General features: G+C 73.2%; 25 protein-coding genes. 11 read left to right on the top strand and 14 right to left on the bottom strand.

Annotated features, from left to right (window positions below; genetic code table 11):
- Positions 1-62: 62 nt before the first annotated feature.
- From ACQPYA_RS07080 to ACQPYA_RS07045, 8 genes are all read right to left on the bottom strand, one after another.
- On the bottom strand, positions 63-1,067 hold the full coding sequence (locus tag ACQPYA_RS07080; protein WP_433531841.1) for an ADP-ribosylglycohydrolase family protein: 1,005 nt from the start codon (positions 1,065-1,067) through the stop codon (positions 63-65).
- 119 nt (positions 1,068-1,186) lie between these two features.
- A complete protein-coding gene (locus ACQPYA_RS07075) occupies positions 1,187-1,552 on the bottom strand; it encodes a VOC family protein (RefSeq protein ID WP_433531840.1) in 366 nt (121 codons plus the stop codon).
- A gap of 95 nt (positions 1,553-1,647) precedes the next feature.
- Entirely contained in the window at positions 1,648-2,649 is a 1,002-nt protein-coding gene (locus ACQPYA_RS07070) for a methionine synthase (protein WP_433531839.1), read from the bottom strand.
- Positions 2,650-2,739: 90 nt separating this feature from the next.
- The gene (gene mnmA / locus ACQPYA_RS07065; protein ID WP_433531838.1) at positions 2,740-3,828 is read right to left on the bottom strand and encodes a tRNA 2-thiouridine(34) synthase MnmA; all 1,089 of its coding nucleotides are present in this window, start codon (positions 3,826-3,828) and stop codon (positions 2,740-2,742) included.
- 76 nt (positions 3,829-3,904) lie between these two features.
- A complete protein-coding gene (locus tag ACQPYA_RS07060; protein WP_433531837.1) occupies positions 3,905-5,080 on the bottom strand; it encodes a cysteine desulfurase family protein in 1,176 nt (391 codons plus the stop codon).
- Positions 5,081-5,243: 163 nt separating this feature from the next.
- Positions 5,244-6,203 carry an electron transfer flavoprotein subunit alpha/FixB family protein gene (locus tag ACQPYA_RS07055; RefSeq protein WP_433531836.1) on the bottom strand — a complete coding sequence of 320 codons (960 nt, stop codon included), beginning with the start codon at positions 6,201-6,203 and terminating at the stop codon, positions 5,244-5,246.
- A 12-nt stretch (positions 6,204-6,215) separates the two neighbouring features.
- A complete protein-coding gene (locus ACQPYA_RS07050; protein ID WP_433531835.1) occupies positions 6,216-6,995 on the bottom strand; it encodes an electron transfer flavoprotein subunit beta/FixA family protein in 780 nt (259 codons plus the stop codon).
- A gap of 251 nt (positions 6,996-7,246) precedes the next feature.
- The gene (locus tag ACQPYA_RS07045; protein ID WP_433531834.1) at positions 7,247-7,663 is read right to left on the bottom strand and encodes a hypothetical protein; all 417 of its coding nucleotides are present in this window, start codon (positions 7,661-7,663) and stop codon (positions 7,247-7,249) included.
- 64 nt (positions 7,664-7,727) lie between these two features.
- On the opposite strand from ACQPYA_RS07045, the gene ACQPYA_RS07040 reads away from it, so the two are divergent.
- The 3 genes from ACQPYA_RS07040 to ACQPYA_RS07030 are packed head-to-tail and all read left to right on the top strand — an operon-like array spanning position 7,728 to position 8,860.
- On the top strand, positions 7,728-8,114 hold the full coding sequence (locus tag ACQPYA_RS07040; protein ID WP_433531833.1) for a YidH family protein: 387 nt from the start codon (positions 7,728-7,730) through the stop codon (positions 8,112-8,114).
- Complete coding sequence (locus tag ACQPYA_RS07035; RefSeq protein WP_433531832.1) at positions 8,114-8,416, top strand: DUF202 domain-containing protein; 303 nt, start codon at positions 8,114-8,116, stop codon at positions 8,414-8,416. The genes ACQPYA_RS07040 and ACQPYA_RS07035 overlap by 1 nt, the downstream gene beginning before the upstream one ends.
- Before the next feature lie 30 nt (positions 8,417-8,446).
- Positions 8,447-8,860 carry a PLD nuclease N-terminal domain-containing protein gene (locus tag ACQPYA_RS07030; protein WP_433531831.1) on the top strand — a complete coding sequence of 138 codons (414 nt, stop codon included), beginning with the start codon at positions 8,447-8,449 and terminating at the stop codon, positions 8,858-8,860.
- A gap of 25 nt (positions 8,861-8,885) precedes the next feature.
- Here ACQPYA_RS07030 and ACQPYA_RS07025 read toward each other — a convergent pair whose 3' ends face one another.
- Positions 8,886-10,508, bottom strand: a complete 1,623-nt coding sequence (locus ACQPYA_RS07025; protein WP_433531830.1) for an acetolactate synthase — start codon at positions 10,506-10,508, stop codon at positions 8,886-8,888.
- 98 nt (positions 10,509-10,606) lie between these two features.
- Positions 10,607-11,380 (bottom strand): enoyl-CoA hydratase-related protein, encoded by a 774-nt coding sequence (locus ACQPYA_RS07020; protein ID WP_433531829.1) that lies wholly within the window; start codon positions 11,378-11,380, stop codon positions 10,607-10,609.
- Between the two features lie 100 nt (positions 11,381-11,480).
- Here ACQPYA_RS07020 and ACQPYA_RS07015 point away from each other — a divergent pair, with 100 nt between their 5' ends.
- The 3 genes from ACQPYA_RS07015 to ACQPYA_RS07005 all read left to right on the top strand — a co-directional run bounded on the left by ACQPYA_RS07015 (position 11,481) and on the right by ACQPYA_RS07005 (position 13,280).
- On the top strand, positions 11,481-11,948 hold the full coding sequence (locus ACQPYA_RS07015; RefSeq protein ID WP_433531828.1) for a DUF6232 family protein: 468 nt from the start codon (positions 11,481-11,483) through the stop codon (positions 11,946-11,948).
- A 119-nt stretch (positions 11,949-12,067) separates the two neighbouring features.
- Entirely contained in the window at positions 12,068-12,547 is a 480-nt protein-coding gene (locus ACQPYA_RS07010) for a DUF6232 family protein (protein ID WP_433531827.1), read from the top strand.
- 103 nt (positions 12,548-12,650) lie between these two features.
- Positions 12,651-13,280, top strand: a complete 630-nt coding sequence (locus tag ACQPYA_RS07005) for a hypothetical protein (protein WP_433531826.1) — start codon at positions 12,651-12,653, stop codon at positions 13,278-13,280.
- Positions 13,281-13,285: 5 nt separating this feature from the next.
- Here the strand turns inward: ACQPYA_RS07005 and ACQPYA_RS07000 are convergent, their stop codons facing one another.
- Both ACQPYA_RS07000 and ACQPYA_RS06995 read right to left on the bottom strand, forming a co-directional pair.
- A complete protein-coding gene (locus ACQPYA_RS07000; protein ID WP_433531825.1) occupies positions 13,286-14,185 on the bottom strand; it encodes a ribokinase in 900 nt (299 codons plus the stop codon).
- An 80-nt stretch (positions 14,186-14,265) separates the two neighbouring features.
- Entirely contained in the window at positions 14,266-15,108 is an 843-nt protein-coding gene (locus ACQPYA_RS06995) for an ABC transporter ATP-binding protein (RefSeq protein ID WP_433531824.1), read from the bottom strand.
- A gap of 400 nt (positions 15,109-15,508) precedes the next feature.
- Here ACQPYA_RS06995 and ACQPYA_RS06990 point away from each other — a divergent pair, with 400 nt between their 5' ends.
- Positions 15,509-16,639, top strand: a complete 1,131-nt coding sequence (locus ACQPYA_RS06990; RefSeq protein ID WP_433531823.1) for a hypothetical protein — start codon at positions 15,509-15,511, stop codon at positions 16,637-16,639.
- A 51-nt stretch (positions 16,640-16,690) separates the two neighbouring features.
- Here ACQPYA_RS06990 and ACQPYA_RS06985 read toward each other — a convergent pair whose 3' ends face one another.
- Positions 16,691-17,866: an ROK family transcriptional regulator gene (locus tag ACQPYA_RS06985; RefSeq protein ID WP_433531822.1), complete on the bottom strand. Its 1,176-nt coding sequence runs from the start codon at positions 17,864-17,866 to the stop codon at positions 16,691-16,693.
- A gap of 143 nt (positions 17,867-18,009) precedes the next feature.
- Between ACQPYA_RS06985 and ACQPYA_RS06980 the strand changes: the two genes are divergently transcribed.
- Both ACQPYA_RS06980 and ACQPYA_RS06975 read left to right on the top strand, forming a co-directional pair.
- On the top strand, positions 18,010-19,473 hold the full coding sequence (locus tag ACQPYA_RS06980) for a glycoside hydrolase family 3 N-terminal domain-containing protein (RefSeq protein WP_433531821.1): 1,464 nt from the start codon (positions 18,010-18,012) through the stop codon (positions 19,471-19,473).
- A gap of 2 nt (positions 19,474-19,475) precedes the next feature.
- Positions 19,476-19,697, top strand: a complete 222-nt coding sequence (locus ACQPYA_RS06975) for a hypothetical protein (RefSeq protein ID WP_433533403.1) — start codon at positions 19,476-19,478, stop codon at positions 19,695-19,697.
- Positions 19,698-19,891: 194 nt separating this feature from the next.
- On the opposite strand, the gene ACQPYA_RS06970 is transcribed toward ACQPYA_RS06975, so the two are convergent.
- Positions 19,892-20,551: a GNAT family N-acetyltransferase gene (locus ACQPYA_RS06970; protein WP_433533402.1), complete on the bottom strand. Its 660-nt coding sequence runs from the start codon at positions 20,549-20,551 to the stop codon at positions 19,892-19,894.
- 173 nt (positions 20,552-20,724) lie between these two features.
- Between ACQPYA_RS06970 and ACQPYA_RS06965 the strand changes: the two genes are divergently transcribed.
- Positions 20,725-20,904 (top strand): DNA repair protein, encoded by a 180-nt coding sequence (locus ACQPYA_RS06965; RefSeq protein ID WP_433531820.1) that lies wholly within the window; start codon positions 20,725-20,727, stop codon positions 20,902-20,904.
- A 90-nt stretch (positions 20,905-20,994) separates the two neighbouring features.
- On the top strand, positions 20,995-21,513 hold the full coding sequence (locus tag ACQPYA_RS06960) for a hypothetical protein (protein WP_433531819.1): 519 nt from the start codon (positions 20,995-20,997) through the stop codon (positions 21,511-21,513).
- Positions 21,514-21,526: the final 13 nt, after the last annotated feature.

Below are 21,526 nucleotides of genomic sequence, written 5' to 3'. Positions count from 1 at the left end.
GTACCCGGGCACGGTATCCGGCCGGTGGGACACTTCGCCCACTCCCCCTCCGGTCCGGTCCGCTACCGCTCCCAGGTGGCGGCGAGGGCGGCGAGCTGGTCCGCGTACTCGATCCGGCCGGCCCACTCCGCGGGCCAGGCGGCCATGCCCTGGGCGGCGCCGACGAACGCACCGGCGAGGGCGGCGATCGAGTCGGAGTCACCGGCGGTCCGCGCGCCCCGCGCCAGCGCGCCGACCGGGTCGTCGGCGTGCCGGACTGCGCAGTAGAGGGCCGTCGCCAGGGCCTCCTCGGCGATCCAGCCCGCACCGGTGAGCCGGCACGGATCGCCGCCGTCGTCGGGCGCGGCGAGCGCGGCGTCGAGCCGGGCCAGCGCCCGTAGGCACTCGTCCCAGCCCCGGGCGATGAACTCCGCCGGCGTGCGGTCGCCCGGCCGCTGCCACAGGTCACCGAGCCAGTCGGCCCGGTAGACCGTGCGCTGCGCACGGGCCCGCTCGGTGAGCAGGCCGGGCAGCTCGGTCAGTGCGGCGCCGTCGCGGAGCAGCCGGACGGCGTACGCGGTCAGTTCGCTGGCCGTCAGGCCGGTCGGGTGGCCGTGGGTCAGGCCGGCCTGGAGCTGGGCCAGCCCGGCGAAGGTGTCCAGGTCGACGTCGAGCAGCCCGACCGGGGTGACCCGCATGTTGGCCCCGCAGCCCTTCGAGCCGGCCTGGGTGGCCTGCTGCCAGGGCAGCCCCCGGGACAGCTCGGCGCAGGCCCGCAGGCAGGTCATCCCGGGTGCGCGGTTGTTCTCCGGGCTGGCCGCCCAGTCGAGGAAGCGCTGCCGCAGCAGCGGCTCGACCACCTCCGCCGGGCCCCGAGGGGCGTCGTGCAGCGCCCAGCCCACCGCGAGGGCCATCTGGGTGTCGTCGGTGACCAGCGCCGGGTCGCCCACCAGCTGCCGAGGACCGGACGGTCCGTAGCGCCGCTCGATCTCGGCAACGTCGAGAAACTCGGTGGGCTTCCCCAGGGCGTCACCGTAGGCGAGCCCGAAGAGCGAGCCGGCGGCCCGCTGGAGCGGAGGGCGAGTCATGAAGGTGATGATGCCCGCCGCCGGCAAGCCCGGCCACCAGCAGCGAGCCCGCGCCACCGCCCCCAAAGCCCGCGCCGCCACCGGCAAGCCCGGCCGCCGGCGGCGAGCCTGCGCCGTGGTCAGTCCCAGCAGAGGCAGAACGGGTGGCCGGCCGGGTCGGCGTAGACCCGCCAGCCCTCGCCCGCGCCGGGCAGCCGGCGGGCGCCCAGGGCCAGCGCCGCCGGCTCGGCGGTCTCGATGTCGTCGACCGTCACGTCGAGATGGAACTGTTGTGGCCGATCCGGATCGGGCCAGGCCGGCGCACGCAGGTCGAGCGCCCGTTGGAAGGCGAGTCGCGGCTGGTGCCCACGGGGACCGCCGAGCACCACCCACTCGTCGTCGGAGCCCTCCTCGACCACCGGCAGGCCGAGCAGTTCCGAGTAGAAGCCGGCCAACGCACGCGGGTCGGGGCAGTCGATCACCGTGGTACGCAGCTGTCCAATCATGTGGCCATGCTGCCCTGCGGGTACGACAGGGAGCCACCCCGCGGGCATGACGGGGAGACCGGGTCCCGGCGAGCGTCCCGGCCGGCCGGGAGACCTCAGTCCTCGGCGAGCCGGCGGCCGGCGTCACGGCAGGCGGCGAGGAGCGCGCGGGCGTACGCCGGAGTGGCTCCGGCCAGGCCGCAGGCGGGGGTGACGACCACCTGCCCGGCGAGCTGGCGGCGGGGGAACCCGAGGCGGTCCCAGAGTCCGCGTACCCGGTCGGCGACCTGGGCGGAGGTCGGCGCGTGACCGGCCGGCGGAGTGGCCGGCGCGGCTCCGGCCAGCAGCCCGAGTCCGGCGTCGATCGCCTCGCCCAGCGGGTCGAGGTCGGTGACCAGGCTCAGGTCGAGCGCCACCCCGACCGCGCCGCTGGTACGGATCAGCTCCAGCGGTACGTCCGGTGCGCAACAGTGCACCACGGTCGGCACCCCGGCCGCCTCGACCACGGTGTGCAGCAGCGAGCGCGCGTCGCCCGGCTCCATGGCCCGGTAGGTGCCGAAGCCGCTCTCCGTGGGCACCCGGCCGGCGAGCACCGAGGGCAGCGACGGCTCGTCGAGTTGGAGCAGCACCGACGCCCGGGGCAGCCGGCGGGTCACCGCCTCGACGTGGCCGCGCAGACCTTCGGCGAGCGACCCGGCCAGGTCCCGCACCGCGCCGGGATCGCGCAGCATCCGGCCGCCGATCGGCAGCTCCACCGAGGCGGCCAGGGTGAGCGGCCCGGCCGCCTGGATCTTCAGCGGGCCGGCGTACTCCTCGGCCTGCTCGGCGAGCTGGTCGAGGTCCCGCTCCATCAGGTCGCGCGCCCGGCGCAGGTCCCGGCCGGGGCGCGGGGCGACCCGCCAGCGCGCGGCGTACAGCTCCACCGGCAACTCGACCAGCAGTCCGGCGCTCCGCCCGATCAGGTCGGCCCCCGGCCCCCGGCCCGGCAGCTCCGCCAGATGCGGCAGCCCCGGCAGTTCCCCGAGCACCACCCGCTGCGCCTCGGCGATGTCGGTCCCCGGCAACGACCCGATCCCCGTCGCCGCCCCCGCCCCCCACGGCCACCCTTGATCACTCACCGCCGAAGCCTAACCGCCACCACGCCCACCACGTTGTTGATCAAGAAGTTTGCGTCGCCAGCGGGCCGGATCGGGACGCAAACTTCATGATCAAACCAACGAGGCGGGGGCGGTTATGGTGGCGGAAGAGAGGACTATGTCGCCGGCGGGGTCGGGGCGGTACGCCACGATGGCCTGGCCGGGGGCCACGCCGCGGGCCGGGTGGCGCAGGGTGGCGTGGAGCGTGTCCGCGGTGGCGGTGACGGTGGCGGGGACGACTGCGCCGTGGGCGCGGAGCTGGACCTCGCACTCGATGGGGCCGTCCGGGCGGGGGGCGCCGGTCCAGACGGGGCGGGTGGCCCGAACCTCGGAGACCTCCAGCGCCTCGGCCGGGCCGACGGTCACGGTGTTGGTCCTGGGCGTGATGGAGAGCACGTAGCGGGGCCGGCCGTCCGGCGCGGGGCGGTCCAGGTGCAGGCCGCGCCGCTGACCGACGGTGTACGCGTACGCCCCGGCGTGACGGCCCACCACCGCGCCGGTGCCGGAGTCGACCACGTCGCCCGGCGTCTCGCCGAGCCGCTGGGCCAGGAAGCCGCGGGTGTCGCCGTCGGCGATGAAGCAGATGTCGTGCGAGTCCGGCTTGTCGGCGACCGCCAGCCCCCGACCGGCCGCCTCCTGCCGGACCTGGGCCTTGGTCGAGTCGCCGAGCGGGAAGATCGAGCGGTCCAACTGAGCCCGGGTGAGCACGGCCAGCACGTACGACTGGTCCTTCGCCGCGTCGACGCTGCGCCGCAGCAGCCCGTCGGCGCCGAGCCGGGCGTGGTGGCCGGTGACCACGGCGTCGAAGCCCAGGGCCACCGCCCGGTCCAGCACCGCGGCGAACTTGATCTTCTCGTTGCAGCGCAGGCACGGGTTCGGGGTACGCCCGGCCGCGTACTCGGCGACGAAGTCGTCAACCACGTCGGCGTGGAACCGGTCGGCCATGTCCCAGACGTAGAACGGGATGCCGAGCACGTCGGCGGCGCGTCGGGCGTCCCGGGAGTCCTCCAGGGTGCAGCAGCCCCGCGCCCCGGTGCGGTAGGTCTGCGGGTTGCGGGCCAGGGCCAGGTGCACGCCGGTGACGTCGTGACCCGCCTCCACCGCCCGCGCCGCCGCGACGGCGGAATCGACGCCGCCGGACATCGCCGCCAACACCCTCACCCGGACCACTCTCCCTTCGACGTCGAGCCTATCCCCGCGACGACGCACACCCGTCTCACCGTCCCGCCCCGCCGGGTCAGCGGGGGGTACGCAGGGCGGCGGCGCGCCGGGCCCGGTCGACGGCTCCCGGAAGCGCGGCGACGAGCGCGTCGACCTCCTCGGCGGTGCTGGTGTGGCCCAGCGAGAAGCGCAGCGAGGAGCGGGCCCGGTCGTCGTCGGCACCCATCGCCAGCAGCACGTGGGAGGGCTGGGCCACCCCGGCCGAGCAGGCCGAACCGGTCGAGCAGGCGATGCCCTGGGCGTCCAGCAGGAGCAGCAGGGCGTCGCCCTCGCAGCCAGGGAAGGAGAAGTGCGCGTTGCCGGGCAGCCGGTCGGTCGGGTCGCCGTTGAAGACGACCTCCGGCACCGCCTGCCGGACCCGCTCGACCAGGTCGTCGCGGAGCGCGGCGACTCCGGCGGCGTACTCCTGCTGGCCCTTGACCGCCGCCTCCACGGCGACCGCGAAGGCGACGATGCCGGCCGCGTCGAGGGTGCCCGACCGCACGTCGCGCTCCTGCCCGCCACCGTGCAGCAGCGGTACGGCGGCGACGTCCCGGGCCAGCACCAGCGCGCCGACCCCGACGGGGCCGCCGAGCTTGTGCCCGGTCACGGTGAGCGCGGCGACGCCGCTGGCGGCGAAGTCGACCGGCACCTGACCGACCGCCTGGATGGCGTCGGTGTGGAACGGCACGCCGTGCTCCGCGGCGACGGCGGCCAGCTCGCCGATCCGCTGGACCGTGCCGACCTCGTTGTTCGCCCACATGGCGGTGACCAGCGCGACCTGGTCGCCGTGCTCGGCGAGTTCGGCGCGGAGCGCGTCGGGGTGCAGCCGCCCGGCGCCGTCCACCGGCAACCAGCCCACCTCGGCCTGCTCGTGCCGGCTCAGCCAGCCCACCGCGTCGAGCACGGCGTGGTGCTCGACGGCGCTGGAGACCACCCGGGTACGTCGGGCGTCGGCACCCCGCCGGGCCCAGAAGATGCCCTTGACCGCCAGATTGTCGCTTTCGGTGCCGCCACCGGTGAAGATCACCTCGGAGGGCCGGGCACCCAGCGCGGCGGCCACCCGTTCCCGCGACTCCTCCACCCGCCGCCGGGCACGTCGGCCCGACGCGTGCAGGGAGGACGCGTTGCCGACCTCGCGGGCGGTGGCGGTGTACGCCTCCAGTGCCTCGTCGAGCATCGGAGTGGTCGCGGCATGATCCAGGTAAGCCATCACGATTCAGCCTAACGACCGGGCCCGCCACGACCGCAGACCGGAGTGCCGGATGTGGCAGGGGATGGGCGGACACGTGCTGCCCGGCCTTGCCATACTGGCAGGTACTGGTCGGCGGGCCGGTTCAGCTCCCCGGCCCGCCGATCAGCTCCGCACCGTCAGTTCACTTGCGCTTGCGGATCTCGTCGGCGGTCTGCGGAACGACCTTGAACAGGTCACCGACGACGCCGAAGTCGGCCAGCTCGAAGATGGGCGCTTCGCCGTCCTTGTTGACCGCGACGATGGTCTTCGAGGTCTGCATGCCGGCCCGGTGCTGGATCGCGCCGGAGATGCCCAACGCGATGTAGAGCTGCGGCGAGACGGTCTTGCCGGTCTGGCCGACCTGGAACTGGTGCGGGTAGAACCCGGAGTCGACCGCCGCGCGGGACGCGCCCACGGCGCCGCCGAGCAGGTCGGCCAGCTCCTCGACCAGCTTGAAGTTGTCCGCGTTGCCGACCCCACGACCGCCGGAGACGACCACGCCGGCCTCGGTGAGCTCGGGCCGGGAGCCCTTCTGCTCGGCCACCCGGTCGACGACCTTGGCCAGCTTGTCGGCGTCGGTGACGGTCACGGTCAGCTGCTCGACCGCCGGGGTCGCCGCGGCCGGGGTGGGAGTGACCGAGTTCGGCCGGACGGTGACCAGCGGCAGGCCACGGGTGACCTTGGACTTGACGATGGTCGACCCGGCGAAGGCCACCTGGGTGGCGGTGCCGTCGGCGGCCAGGGCGACCACGTCGGTCAGGATGCCGTTGTCCAGCTTCACCGCCAGCCGGGCGGCGATCTCCTTGCCCTCCTGGGAGGAGGCGAGCAGCACGGCGGCCGGCTGCACGCGCTTGACCAGGTCGGCCAGCACGGTGGCCTTCGGCGACACCAGGTAGCCGTCGATCTGGTCCCCCTCGGCCGCGTAGATCTTCTCCGCGCCGTACTCGCCCAGCTTCCCGGCCAGGGCCTCGGCCGCGCCGGCACCGCCGAGCACCACCGCCGACGGGGTGCCCAGCTCGCGAGCGAGGGTGAGCATCTCCAGGGTGACCTTCTTGACGCCGAATTCCCGAGTGGCTTCGACGACGACGAGAACCTCAGACATGTCCCACACCCCTCACACGAACTTCTCGGTGGCGAGGAACTCGACCAGCTGGACGCCGCCGGAACCCTCGTCGGTGACCTTCACGCCGGCCGAACGCGGCGGGCGCTTGCTGTGCTCCACGACCACGCTGGTCGCGCCGTCGAGGCCCACCTCGCCCGCGGCCACCCCGAGGTCGGCCAGGGAGAGCGTCTGCACCGGCTTCTTCTTCGCGGCCATGATCCCCTTGAAGGACGGGTACCGCGGCTCGTTGATGGTGTCCCAGACGGAGACGATGGCCGGGGTCGCGGCGGTGACCACCTCGTAGCCCTCCTCGGTCTGCCGTTCCACGGTCAACGTGACGCCGTCGACGGTGAGCTTCCGGGCGCCGGTCAGCGCGGCCACGCCCAGCCGCTCGGCCAGCATGTGCGGCAGCACCTGCACCCGGCCGTCGGTCGACTCGGAGCCGCAGAGCACCAGGTCCGCGTTGAGCTGGCCCAGCGCGGCGGCGAGCACCTTCGAGGTGGCCACCGCACACGAGCCGTGCAGGGCGTCGTCCACCACGTGCACCGCCTTGTCCGGGCCCATCGACAGCGCCTTACGGATCGACTCGGTCGCCCGATCCGGCCCCATGGTCAGGATCGTCACCTCGCCGCCGTGCGCCTCCTTGATCTTCAACGCCTCCTCGATGGCGTACTCGTCCATCTCGTTGATGACGTTGTTCGCCGAACCGCGGTCGACTGTGTTGTCGTCAGAACGCAGGTTGCGGTCCGCGCCCGAATCAGGCACCTGCTTGACGAGTACGACGATATTCATCGCGCTTCGACGACCCTCCTGCTGTGGTGGTGTGATCATTCACCCGGCCTGTGGGCCGCAGCCTCGCCCCTTAGCGACCGTTAAGTCAATCGTAAGCGGCTGTGCGGTTGCCCACGGCCACGATGTTACCTGTCAGTAGGTTTGCCTTCCGGGCCACCCGGGGTGACACGGCTCACCGGCCTTCTGCCGGCGATCGCGCCCGCCGCGCGGTGTGCCGACAGTCTCCCAGGCCGGCACGTCGACCGGCAGGCTCAGGCCGCCGCCACGCCCAGCACGCCCTTGATCCGCTCGATGACCTCGGCCTCGGCCGGGCTGACGCCGTGGTGGGCCCGCGCGGTCCGGTCGGCGGCGGCCAGCACCACCGCGCGGTAGACCGGGACGTCCTGCGGGGCCTTCTCGGTCAGGATCTCGATCGCCCGGCCCAGCGCCGGCAGCACCACCGCCTCGATCTCCAGCGCCGAGTCCCGCGGCAACTTCGGCAGCGGCCCGCCGCTCAGCGCCTCCTTCACCACGCCGCTGGCGTCGGCCATCGCCCCGGAGGCGGCGAAGCTCTCCCGGAACACGGCGAGCACTCCCGGTTCGGCGTTCGAGACCATGAAGACCGCGCCGAAGGCGCCGGTCTTGAGGGTCAGCTTCTCCTCGTCCGTCAGCCGCTGCGTCATGATCACGGAGTGTAGACGCCGGTCGTCGTGACGCAGGCCGTAGGCCCGCCGAAACCGGATAATCATCACCGTGTGGCAGAGAATCAGGAACTGGTTCGACCCCCGCGAGTTGCGGTCGGTGGGCAGCACCCCCGACTACCGCTTCTCGCTGGCCAACGAGCGCACCTTCCTGGCCTGGCTGCGCACCGGGCTCGCGCTGGTCGCCGGTGGGCTCGCCGCCGCGCAGTTCCTGCCCACCATGTCGCTGGTCCACCTGCGGGAGGCGATCGCCGTGGCGTTACTGCTGCTCGGCGGCGCGGTCGCCGTCCGGGCCGTGGACCACTGGGCCCGGATCGAACGGGCCATCCGGCTCGGCAGGGAGCTGCCCACCTCCCGCTTCCCGGCGGTGCTCGCCCTCATCGTCGGCCTCGGCGCGCTGCTGCTGGTGGTGGCGGTGCTGGCCGGCGCGGTCAACTGATGAAGCCGACCCGCGATCCCGGCCTGCAACCCGAGCGGACCCGTCTCGCCTGGCGGCGCACCGCCCTGGCGCTGACCGTGGTGGCGATGCTGACCGTCCGGCTCGCGCTCACCGGCGGCCCGTCCGGTGCGCCGCTGGCGCTGCTGGCCGTGCTCGGCTGGGCCGCCACGGTCACGCTCTTCTGGCGGCGGGGCACCGGCGGCGGCAGGCCCGGCGCCGGCGGTCGTACGCTCGCCGTGGTGGGCCTCGGTGCCAGCGGCTTCGCGTTGATCGGCATCGTGCTGGTGCTGCACGGGGTGTGACCGCTGTGCCGGGTAGGCCATGATGGGTACATGGCCCGGCTCTACATCCTCCTCTTCGTGGTGCAGGTCGTCCTCGCCGTCTGCGCCCTGATCAGCTGCCTCTCCGCGGAGGAAGACGACATCCGTCACCTTCCCCGGATCGTCTGGGTGCTGATGATCCTGTTCTTCCCGCTGGTCGGCTCGATCGCCTGGTTCGTCGCCGGGCGCGAGCGCAGGGCCGGCAGCAGGACGTGGGCGACGGGCCTGCGACCCGCCGAGCACCGGCCGGCCCGGCCGCTCGCCCCGGACGACGACCCCGAGTTCCTCCGCTCGATCGAGGAGAGTTCCCGCAAGGAGGACCAGGAACTCTTCCGCCGCTGGGAGGAGGACCTGCGCAAGCGCGAGGACGACCTGCGCAAACGCGAGGGCGACCCGCCGCGCGAGGAACCCCGCCCCGAGGTGTAGCCGGTCGGGGGCGGGGTCGGCGGGCTCAGGCCAGGTTCGAGGAACGGGGGTACGCGTCGGCCGGGTCGGTGAGCACGTTGACCAGGTAGGGCACCCCGGCGTCGAACGCCCGCTGAAGAGCCGGACCCAGCTCGGCCGCCTTGGCAACCGTCTCGCCCGCCCCGCCCAGCGCGCTGACCACCCGGTCGTAGCGCAGCTCGGGCTGGAGGTCGGCGGCCACGTCGTAGCCGTACATGGCCCGCATCGGGTGCTTCTCCAGACCCCAGATGCCGTTGTTGCCGACCACGATGACCACCGGCAACTGCTGCCGGACCAGGGACTCCACGTCCATCAGCGAGAATCCGGCCGCGCCGTCGCCCATCAGCACGCAGACCTGCCGCTCCGGGTGGGTGACCCGGGCGCCCATCGCGTAGCCCATGCCGGTGCCGAGGCAGCCGTACGGGCCGGGGTCGAGCCAGGTGCCGGGCTGGGCCGGCTCCAGGTAGCGCCCGGCGTACGAGACGAAGTCGCCGCCGTCCCCGATGGTGATCGCGTCGCCGGCCAGGACCCGGCGCAGCTCGCCGTAGACCCGGGCGGGGCGGATCGGATCCGTCTCGGCGGCCATCTCCTCGGCGTCGCGGGCCTTCGCGGCGTCCTCGGCGGTACGCAGCTGCGCGACCCAGTCGGCGTGGTCGGCCCGGTCGCCGGGGTAGCCGGCCAGGCTGCTGAGGATGTTGCGCAGGTCACCGGCGGGGGCGGCGGCGGGCTGGACGTGGCCGGCGCGCTGGCTGGGCGCGTCGACGATGTGCACGACCTTGGCGTCGCCGAAGTCGCCGAAGGAGAGCCGGAAATCCAGCGCGGTGCCGATCACCACCACCACGTCGGCGCTCTTGAGGGCCACCCGGCGGGCCTTGGCGAAGGCCAGCGGGTGCTCCGGCGGCAACGCGCCCCGGCCCATGCCGTTGGTGAAGACCGGCACGGTGAGCGCCTCGGCGGCGGCCCGCAGGGCCGCCACGGCGTCCCCGGTCCAGACGTCGGAGCCGGCGATGATGACCGGACGCGCCGCGCCCGCGATCAGGCCAACGGCGGTCGCCACCTCGTCGGGGTCGGCCTCGATCGGGGCGATCGCCGGGCCGGCCGGCACCTCGGCGTCGCCCACGGAGAAGATCGCTTCGAGGGGGAAGTCGAGGAAGACCGGGCCGCGGTGCGGGGTGAGCGCGGTGGTCAGCGCGGCGGCGACGGCCCGTGGGATGTCGTCCGCGCCGAACACCGTCTCGGCGTGCTTGGTGACCGGGGCGACCAGCGGCAGGTGGTCCATCTCCTGGAGGCTGCCCGAGCCCCAGCGGAACTGCGGGGCCCGCCCGCCCAGCACCAGCACCGGCGAGGCGTTGAAGTAGGCGCTGGTCAGGCCGGAGATGCCATTGGTCACGCCGGGGCCGGCGGTGAGCACGGCGAGACCGGGGCGACGCTGGAGCTTCGCCACCGCCTCGGCGGCGAAGACGGCGGACTGCTCGTGCCGCACGTCGTAGATCGGGAAGTCGGTCTTGTGCGCGGCGTCGTAGAGCGGGAACACGTGCCCGCCGGAGAGGGTGAACATCTCCCGCACCCCGTACGCGCGCAGCGCCGCGAGCGCCAGCTCTCCGCCGTGGCCTTCGATCCGCTCCGTCATACCCACTCCTTCTCGTCGCCGTCGTCGCCTGACCGGAGTCACACGTTACTGGCCGGTAAGTGGAATGTGAACCTTCCTCGCTCCCCGGCGACCGTCTCTCAGCGGCCGGTGAAGTCCGGCTTGCGCTTCGCCACGAACGCCGCCATCCCCTCACGCCGGTCCTCGGTGGCGAAGAGCGCCGCGAAGAGCTGGCTCTCCCAGGCCAGGCCGGAGTTGAGGTCCATGTCCAGGCCGCCGTCCACGGCAAGCTTCGCCGCGCGCAGCGCCTGCACCGGCCCGTTGAGGTACGGCCGCACCAGCGCCACCGCGGCGCCGTACACCTCGGCGGCCGGGGCGATCCGGTCGGCCAGGCCGATCCGCAGCGCCTCCGGCGCGTCGACCATCCGGCCGGACATGATCAGATCCTTGGCGCGGGCCGGCCCGACCAGCCGGGCCAGCCGCTGGGTGCCGCCGGCACCGGGGATGATGCCGAGCTTGATCTCGGGCTGGCCGAGCTTGGCGTCCTCGGCCACCACCCGCCAGTCACAGGCGAGCGCCAGCTCGCAGCCGCCGCCGAGGGCGTAGCCGGTGATCGCGGCGACCACCGGCTTGGGGATGCCGGCGATCGCGCCGAGCGCGCTGGACAGGTCGGCGGCCCGCCCAGCCATGTCCACGTAGGACATGTCGGCCATCTCCTTGATGTCCGCACCGGCCGCGAAGACCTTCTCCCCGCCGTACACGATGACCGCGCGGATCTCCGGGTCGGCGGTGGCGGCCGTCGCGGCGGCCCGCAACTCCTCCTGCACCTGGGTGTTGAGCGCGTTCATCGGCGGCCGTTCCAGCCGGATGGTGCCGATGCCGTCCTTGGTCTCCAGCCGCACGAACTCGCCCACGCTGGCCCTCACTTCCTCGTCGAAGTCGCCCGCCAACCTTACGACCCGCCGCCGTCGGCACGTATCCTGGCTGCCAGTCCCGCGACCCGGAGTTCCCACGATGGTCACGTACTACGACGACAGGTCCGTGCAGGTCACCTCCACCGCCGTCACCGTCAACGGCGACGCCTACCCGGTGACCGAGATCAGCGAGGTCTGGCATCACCGGGGCAGCCTGTCGTGGCGGGTCCTGGCCGGCCGGGGCGCGCTCGGCGCGGCGATGGCCGGGCCGCTGGTGTTCGCCGTCATCGGCATCGCGCTCGGCGTCTGGCTCGACGGGTCGGCGACCGTCACCGTCGCCATCATCGGCGTCTCCGTGCTGATCGGGCTGGCCGCCGGGCCGATCGCCGACCAACTCTTCGAGTACTTCGACCGCTCGTACGCCCGTGGCAGCCGCCCGCGCGAGGTCTGGATCCGCTGGCGGGGCCACCCCGTACGGCTACTGCGCACCCCCGACGCGCTGCGCTTCGGGCAGATCTACCGCGCCGTCCAACGCGCCATCGAAGCCGACCAGTCCGCCCCGAAGTGAAAGGAGGGGCCCTCTATTAACGTCTCCGGTAGAGGAAGGGTCCCCTCTTAACAGCGCCCCCTCAAAGTCGGGCAGCCACCTGACAGCCACAGGTTGCCCTGAAGTGGTTAGGCTTAGTGATGGCGCTCTATTACCGGGACGACGCGGTGCAGGTGACCTCGGAGTCGATCCGGGCCGGAGGTCAGATCATCCCGATCAACGACGTCACCTACGTCTGGCATCAGAAGGGGCGCACCACGCTGGCCGTACGCGGGCGGGTGCTCGGCCGGGGCGTACTGGTCCTGCTCCTCTCCCTGCCGCCGCTGGTCGGGCTGGTCTGCGTACTCTCGCTGGCTTGGTCGGCGCAGGACCGGGGCGAGTGGCTGCCGGCGCTGATCGTGCTCGTCGCCTGCGTGGTCATCGCGCTGGCCCTGGTGCCGTTCCTGGAGATCCCCCTCGGCTGGCTGGACCGCTCCTACGAGCGCGGCAACCGGGTGCAGGAGCTGTGGGTGCAGTACCGCGGGCAGGAGGTGCTGGTCTTGCGCACCCCGGACGCGCTGCGCTTCGGGCAGATCTACCGGGCGGTGCAGCGCTCCGTCGAACAGCAGGGCGACCACTGAAGCCATCCCGAGCCGCCCCGGCGTCGGACCTCACGGTCCATCGGGCCACGCACCGGTGAGCGGCGGTCGGGCGGGCCGGGCGTGGCCGGCGCACACTTGACCCATGCCAATCCCCCTCCCCCGGCCGGCCGCGGTCGTCGGTCTCACCCGTTCCGCCCTCGACCAGGCCACCTCCTTCGCCGCGATCCCGGCCCGGGCGTTCGCCGTGCTGGACGGGGTGGAAGCGCTGCTGGCCCGGATCAACGGGGTGGTGGACCGGGTCGAGCAGACCCTCGACCGCACCGACCGGATGCTCGACGACGCCGAGGCCGCGGTCCGCGAGGTGGCGGTTATCAGTGCCGCCGCCACCGCCGCCGTGCAGGACGCCGCCAAGGTCACCGCCGCCGCCGCGGTGGTGGTCGGCGAGGCCGAGCAGGCATCGGCTTCCGCCGCCGAACTGCTCGCCGCGTACGAGCCGGCGCTGCGACGGGCCGCCCCGATGGCCAACCACTTCGTCGAGCAGCTCAGCGAGGAGGAGCTGGCCGCGGCGGTCCGGCTGGTGGACGAGTTGCCGAAGCTGCGGCAACACCTCACCTCGGACATCCTGCCGATCCTGGCCACCCTGGACCAGGTCGGCCCGGACCTGCACGACCTGCTCGACGTAACCCGAGATCTCAAGCTCGCCGTGGCCGGCATTCCCGGCCTGGCGATGCTGCGCCGGCGCGGCGAGAAGCTGAGCGACGACGCCGGCTGACCGGGTCAGGGTGCTGGCGCGTACAGCTGGTCGATCTCGACCCGGTGCGGCAGCGACACGCTCGCGCCGAGCCGGCGGACGCAGGCCGCGCCGGCCGCCGCGGCCCAGCGCACCGAGTCGGCCAGGTCCCGACCCTCGCCCCAGGCCACGGCGAGCGCGCCGGTGAAGGCGTCCCCGGCGGCGGTCGAGTCGACGGTGTCCACCTTGACCGCGGGGACGTGCACGGCAGTGCCGTCCCGGTCGCCGTACCAGGCCCCCTGCGCACCGAGAGTCAGCACGGCTCGGGGCACCAGGTCGAGCAGGGCATGCGGCTCCTCCCGGCCCCGACCGGTGTACGCCTGCGCCTCGTTCTCGTTGACCACCAGCAGGTCCACGGCGGCGAGCAGTTCCGGCGGGAGCGGCAGGGCCGGCGCCGCGTTGAGCACCACCCGGGTGCCGGCGGCTCGGGCGGCCACCGCCGCCTCGGTCACCGTCTCCACCGGAATCTCCAGCTGCGCGACCAGCACGTCGGCGTCGCGTACGACGGCAAGCTCGGGCTCGGTGAGCGCGGTCAGCGAGGTGTTCGCGCCCGGTGTCACCAGGATCGCGTTCTCGCCCTCGGCGTTGACCATGACCAGCGCCACTCCGGAAACGCCGTAGGTGGTGCGGAGCTGGCTGGTGTCGACCCCGGCGGCGGTGATCCGGGCCCGGAGGGTCACACCGAACGAGTCCGAGCCGATCGCGCCGAGGAAGGCGCAGGCGGCGCCCGCCCGGGCCGCGGCGATGGCCTGGTTGGCGCCCTTGCCGCCGGGCACGGTGACGAAGTCGGTGCCGAGCATCGTCTCTCCCGGCCGGGGCAGGGCCGGCGCGGTGGCGACCAGGTCCATGTTCGCGCTGCCCACCACCGCGACCCGGGTCTGTCGCACGCGTGCCTCCTGCGGTCGCGTTTGTTAATAGGGGGCCCCTGCTCTACCGGAGGCGTTAAGAAGGGGCCCTTCCTTACACCTCAGGCGGCGCGGGCGGTGTAGCGGTTGGCGGTGCGCTCGACGAGCAGCGGCACGCCGAAGGTCTTGGTGAGATTGTCGGCGGTGAGGGTGTCGTCCAACAGGCCCTGGGCCATCACCGCGCCGTCGCGCAGCAGCAACGCGTGGGTGAAGCCGGGCGGGATCTCCTCCACATGGTGGGTGACCAGCACCAACGCCGGGGCGTCCGGATCCCGTGCCAGCTCGGCGAGGCGGGCCACCAGATCCTCCCGGCCGCCCAGGTCCAGCCCGGCCGCCGGCTCGTCGAGCAGCAGCAGCTCCGGGTCGGTCATCAGGGCGCGAGCGATCTGCACCCGCTTGCGCTCGCCCTCCGACAGGGTGCCGTACGTCCGGTCGGCCAGCATGCCGACGCCGAGCTGGTCCAGCAGCGACCGGGCCCGGGCCTCGTCGGCGGGTTCGTAGCTCTCCCGCCAGCGCCCGACCACCGACCAGGCAGCGGTCATCACCACGTCGCGGACCCGCTCCTCGGCGGGCAGCCGCTCGGCGAGCGCGGCGGTGGAGAGACCGATACGGGTACGCAGCTCCGTGACGTCGGTGCGGCCGATCCGCTCGCCGAGCACGTGCGCGATGCCGTTGGTCGGGTGCAGCCGCCCGGCCGCGAGGTTGAGCAGGGTGGTCTTGCCGGCGCCGTTGGGCCCGAGCACCACCCAGCGCTCGTCCAGCTCCACCCGCCAGTCGACGTCGTGCAGCAGGGCGGTGCCGGACCGGCGTACGCCGACGCCGTCGAGGCTGACCACCAGATCCGCGTCCACGGGCGAGGGGGCGGGTGCGGCGCTGCCTGCGCCGGGGATCAGGTCACCAGTCACCCGCCCATCCAACCACGCAGCGCCGCGTCGCCCCCACGGGTGTGCGCAGCGGCCGTGGGGTGAGGCGCCGTGTCATTGCTCACCCCTCCGGAGGACGCCTGTGAGCGGGGTCATCGAGATCGAGGGTCTCCGCAAGACCTTCCACAGCGCGCGCCGGGGCCGGCGGGTCGCCGTCGACGGTTTCGACGCCGACCTGGGGGCCGGCGCCGCAATTCGCACGTACCGAAATGAGCCCCTGACCAGGAGTTTTATCACCCCTTTGGCGACGTAAGGTTAAGACAACGCTTCGTGACGAGGTACGGAGATGTCGTATTCCGCCACCGCCGCGGCAGCGTTTCCACCGGACGGCCTGAGCTGCCCGCCCGTCACCAGTCGATGTTCGGCGCCGGAGGTGCGGCCCGTGACGTTCTATGGATGGGATACCAGTGACTACGACGTCAGCAGGGGGTTGACGCCGGCCCGGGTCGCCGCCGCTGCGGGCTTGGGCATCCACTTTCTCACCAGCAAGGGGACGGAACATTCACCGTCCAACGTGTTCCAGAGCCGGAGCTGCGGCTGGATCCTGGCCGCCGGCCGCGACGCCGACATCCCCTACCTCGGAATGTATGTCGTGGTCCGTTCCGGGGTGCCTGCAGCGACCCAGGCGCAGACCGCGATCGCCTACGCCGACGCGCACCTGTCCTGGTGGCGCACCTGGCCCGGCTTCTTCTGGCAGATCGACCTGGAGCGGTGGCCCTACGACGACGTCGCACCGGCCGTCGGCGTCCAGGTCGGCGCCGAACTGGAGGCACGGACCAACAAGGCCGCGCTGATGTACGCCTCCAAGGGCCAGTACGGATTCAGCCCCCTGGGCCACTTTCCACGCTGGAACGCCAACTACCCACACAACCTCGACGAGAGCTTCACCACCGCCTACACCAGGGCCGGCGGGGACACCGGTCCCGGCTGGGAGGCGTACGGCGTCCCGTCCGCCGCACCACGGATCTGGCAGTACACCAGCACCGCCCGGATCGGCGCGCAGCACACCTGCGACGCGAGCGCGTTCCGGGGCACGGACACCGCCTTCGCGGTGATGATCGGCGCTACCACGGCAGGAGGCACGGACGTGCAGACAGTCTCTATCGTCACCATCTCCCCCGGCTTCACGATTCCGGCGGACGGCGCCTTCCACCCGATCCGATGGAGCGATGGCAACACCGCCTACCGGATCACCGCCACCGGCCTCATCGGTCACCAGTCGAAGGTCGACCTGGTGGGCCTGCACCAGGGCGATCTGATCCGGCTCAGGGCGGTCTACACCTTCCCCGGCAATCCGAAGTCGACCATCCAGCTGTTGAACCAGCAGACCGTGACGGTCGACCCGGCCCTCATCGGCGGCGGCTTCGTGACGATCAGCGCCAACGAGAACCACCAGGTTCCCGCCGGCACGACCCTCACCTTCGAAGTGGCGGTCACCCCGACAGCCGGAACCGGCGGCCGGAACCTCAGCTTCGGCGCCGCCACCCGCAAGTCGGTGCTGTTGTTCTCCTGAAGCAGGCCCCCACGCCGTCGTTGGATGGGCGGATCGCCTCCTCGGCCGAACTCAGCCGACGGTGGAGCCGAAGACCTCGTCCCGGACCGCGTCCAGGGCGGTGCGCAGCGCGCCGTGCAGGATCGGCTCCTCGGTCAGCCCGGTGGGCACCACCCGCGGACGCACCAGCGTGATCGCGGCGACCTCGTGCTGCACCCGCTCGGCCAGCGCCGGCCCGCCGGCCTGGCCCACCTCTCCGGCGAGCACCACCAGCGGCGGGTCCAGCACCACGCAGGTGCTGGCCACGCCGAGGGCGAGCCGACGGGCCACCTCGTCGAGCATCGGCCCGCCGGCGGCGCCGTCGGCGATCGCGGCCCGCACCGCGTCGGCGGCGACACCGTCCGGATAGCCGTGTTCCCGGGCCAGCGCGCGGATCGCGTCCGCGGCGGCCACCTGCTGGAACGCCGGTTTTGCCCGGCGGGAGACGTCACGCGGGATGGGGGCGCCGGGGACCGGCAGGTAGCCGATCTCGCCGGCGGCCCCGCTGCTGCCGTGGTGCAGCCGCCCGCCGAGCATGATGGCCAGGCCGACGCCGGCGCCGACCCAGACCAGCACGAAGTCCGACAGGCCCTGGGCCGCGCCGGACTGCGCCTCGGCCACCGCGGCGAGGTTGACGTCGTTCTCGAAGACCACCGGGGTGTCCAGGTCGTCGCGGAGCGCGGCGAGCAGGCCGCGGTGCCAGCGGGGCAGGTTGAACGCGAAGGTGATGTCGCCGGTGCCCGGATCGACCAGGCCCGGGGTGCCGAGCACCACCCGGCGTACGCTCGACAGCTGCGCCCCCGCGCTGCTGGCCACCCGGACCACGGCGTTGTGCACCACGCCCACCGGGTCGTCGGTGTCCCGGGTGGACTGCTCCACCCGACCGATCACCGCGCCGGTGATGTCGGCGCAGGCGGCCACCACCCGCTCCGGGCCGACGTCCACGCCGACCACGTACGCGCTGCCCGGTCGCACCGCGTAGAGCTGGGCGTTCGGCCCCCGCCCGCCGGCCTGCTCGCCGACCCGGGCGACCAGGCCGCGCTCCTCCAGCCGCTCCACCAACTGCGAGGCGGTGACCTTGGACAGCCCGGTCAGCTCGCCGATCCGGGCGCGGGTCAGCGGCCCCTGCTCCAGCAGCAGCTCCAGCGCCGCGCGGTCGTTGAGGGCCCGCAACAGACGTGGGGTGCCGGGGAGCCGGGTCGCACTCATGCCATGTCCTCGTTTTAGTAAACTTTGCTAACTGTAAACCGACCTGCGAACGGGTAGCCGTAGCGTATCGGCCGCGTGGGAGCGCGGCTCTCCGCCGACCCGGTACGACATCCGCGCCGGCCGGCACCGAGAGGAGAGATCACGTGGGGTTGGATCCAGGACTTCGCCGGCTCGCGCTGGGCACCCTGCTGGCCGCGTACCCGGGGCCGGTCCCGCCCGACTGGGCGGTCGACCTGGTCGCCGACGGGCTGGCCGGGCACACCCTCTTCGGCACGAACATCCACGATCCGGCCCAGGTGGCGGCCAGCACCGCCGCGCTGCGCGCCGGCCGGGCCGACGCGCTCGTCGCCATCGACGAGGAGGGCGGCGACGTGACCCGGCTGGCGCACGCCACCGGCAGCCCGTACCCGGGCAACGCCGCGCTCGGCGCGATCGGCGACGTGGCGCTGACCCGCCGGGTCTACCAGGCCATCGGAGCGGAGCTGGCCGCCCTCGGCATCACCGTCAACCTGGCGCCCACCGTCGACGTCAACAGCGCCGACGACAACCCGGTGATCGGCACCCGGTCGTTCGGCGCCGACCCGGTCCGGGTCGCCGCGCACTCCGCCGCCGCGGCCGCCGGCCTCCAGGCCGCCGGGGTGGCGGCCTGCGCCAAGCACTTCCCCGGTCACGGCGACACGGTGGCCGACTCGCACCACGAACTGCCCACCGTGGACGTCCCGCTCGACCTGCTGCGCCAGCGCGACCTGCCGCCGTTCGCCGCGGTGGTCGCCGCCGGAGCGAAGGCGGTGATGACCGCGCACATCCGGGTGCCCGCGCTGACCGGCGACGGCCCGGCCACGTTCAGTCGCGCCGTCCTGGTGGACCTGCTGCGCGGCGAGTACGGCTTCACCGGCGCGGTGATCACCGACGCGCTGGAGATGAAGGGTGCCGCGCTCGCCGCCGGCGGCATCCCACCCGGTGCCGTACGGGCCCTGGCCGCCGGTGCGGACCTGCTCTGCATCGGCGCCAAGGTCGACGCCGACCTGGTCGAGCGGGTGGCCGCCGAGATCGTGGCCGCGCTCGGCGACGGCCGGTTGGACCGGGCCCGGGTCGAGCAGGCGGCCGGCCGCGCCGCGGAACTCGCCGCCTGGACCCGGGCCGCCGGACCGACCATCGCCACCCCCACCGACCTGGGGTACGCGGCAGCCCGCCGCGCGGTACGGGTGGAGGGGGTGCTGGCCGGGCTGGACCATCCGCTGGTGGTGCAGGTACACGCCGCCTCCACGATCGCCGAGGGGCGGGTGCCGTGGGGCCTCGGCCCGCACCTCGACGGCACCGAGGAGATCCGGGTGTTGGCGGCCGAGGCCGACCCGGCCGCGCTGCGCCGGCTCGCCGGCGCCCGCCCGATCGTGCTGGTCGGCCGGCACCTGCACCGGCTGCCCGGCGGGCCGGAGCTGGCCGACGCGCTGGCCGCCACCCACCCGGTGACCGTGGTCGAGATGGGCTGGCCGGCCGACTGGCGGCCGGCCAGCGCGCGGGCGTTCGTCACCACCTACGGCGCGAGCCACGCCAACGGCCGGGCCGCCGCCGAGGCGTTGGGCCTGACCGGCCGAGCTTCTTCTTGAACGTGTTCAACTCCTGCCGTGAACAATCTCCTGGTGGTCGGGTTCCACCTGCTCAACCTCGGCTCTTCTGGGTCTACGACCGCTCACCGGGACAGACCAGGACCCGCCGGCTGATCGACGGCGCGGTGCCGCTGATCGACCGGCTGGTGGCGCTGTCCCGGCTGCGGGTGTTGCGCCCGGTCACCCGGCAGGTTCTCGACCTGATTCGCACCCTGCGTCACTGATCCACTCGACTGACATCCGGCGCGTAAAGGCAGGTCAAGTCCACTATTGGACACCGCCGAAGCAGCGCTGGCAGCTTGCCGACGGGCATCTGGATACGTAGCGTGATCGCCATCCGGCATCATGCGGACCTGGGGGGAGGCTGCGGACCGTGGATCCGGCCCGGGATTCACGGTCCGCGCCCTGCCGTCAGTGCTCAGCTGGGATAGACCCCGTACGACCGCCAGCCCCGGTCCGGGAAGCCGGCCGCCTCGGCCACCCGCGCGGAGGCGGCGTTGCGCCGGTCGTGCAGGTAGGTCGGCACACCGCCGTCGTCGAGCACCCGGCGGGCGGCCTGGGCGACCAGCCGCCGGGCCAGTCCGCGCCCCCGGGCGGCCGGCACCGTGCCGACCGCCAACTCGTGCCCGTACCGGTCGTGGCGTTTGATCCCGACCCCGGCCAGGTAGCGGCCCCGCTCGTCCCGGACCACCAGCACGGGCTGGTCGAACAGGCGCAGCCAGGAGGGCAGCCCGACGGCGGTGGGCGGAATCCACTCGCCGGCATCCGGCAACGGCGCGGGCGCGACGCTCCACCGGAACACGTCGTCGTGGATCGCCCAGCCGGGATGGCCGACCGCCGCCGGCAGCGCCGCTAGCAGTTGGCCCGGCTGCCGGACCAGCTCACGCACCGCCGCGACCCGATCCGGGGCCACGGAGAGCACGGTGCTCGCCCCAGCGGTGATCGCGATGGCCGGGCGGAGTCGGCCGTCCCAGGCCGGTCGGGCCCGCCGCGCCGATCCCACGACGTGCCGCCCACGGCCGGCCGGCCACTGCCCGAGCCAGGTCGCCAGGTGCAGGTGCAACCGCCGGTCGAGCATGACCCACCTCCCGCGCGCCGTCGTTGCCGCCTCGACGTCGCTCACGGTACGACGGGCGCGTCGACCCGGCGTACCGATCCGGCGATGGCTGCCCGCGCGGGGAACCCCATCCATCGATCAACCGTCATACCCATTTCCATACCTGGACAAATTTCTTTGGAACGGTGGGGGTCATGCCGAATCAGCCGAACGACCGTTACCAGCAGCACATCGAGCGAACCTGGCTCGGTCGTACGACCGCCGGGCGGTTCCCGGTTCAGCCGCCCTACCGCGGTCGGCGCGCCCACGTCGGCATCCTCTCCTGGCGCGAGCTGAACAAGCTGCCCGCCGGGCACCACCTCAACCCCCTCTGACCGGCCGGCGAGGCGACGCGGGCTTTCGCACACCTGTCGGGTAACTTCTTCTGGTCCTTTGACCGGGTTACCACAGGAGCTGCTGCGCACATGGGCAAGAAGACGATCCACGTCTCCGACTTCAGCGGCACGGTGCTGCGCCCAGACGACGAGGCGGTCCGCGTCGTCGTCCTGGAGCACCCTGACCTGGTGGCCGGGCCCGTGCAGTTGGAGGCGACCCCGGTCGAGGTGGAGAGCCTCGACGATGCCGCGTTGGACGTGGCGGTGGTCGAGATCCACGACCGGCACGGCCACGGCGAACCGCGCCGGGTGGTGCTGACCGCGAGCGAGTTCGACGCCATGGCCACCGACGTGCCGATGGCCCAGCTACTGAAGACCGCCGAGCGGGTACGCCCGCCGAAGACCCGCCGGGCCACCGAGAAGATCGACTACGGCACCGTCGAGCACGCCGGCAAGCCGCACCGGGGGCGGGTCACCGAGGAGGAGGCCCGGCTGGTACGCGAGCACCTGGACGAGGTCAACAAGCGCCTCGCCGACGCCGGGCTGCGCCAGATCGAGCCGGCCGACCCGGAGCACGCCGCCCGGTACGGCTTCCCCACCGAGTCCTGACGACCGTGGCGGG

Origin of the sequence: Micromonospora sp. CA-263727 (assembly GCF_050942455.1) — a bacterium.
Lineage (GTDB): Bacteria > Actinomycetota > Actinomycetes > Mycobacteriales > Micromonosporaceae > Micromonospora.
This window is presented reverse-complemented; position numbering and strand designations above follow the sequence as displayed.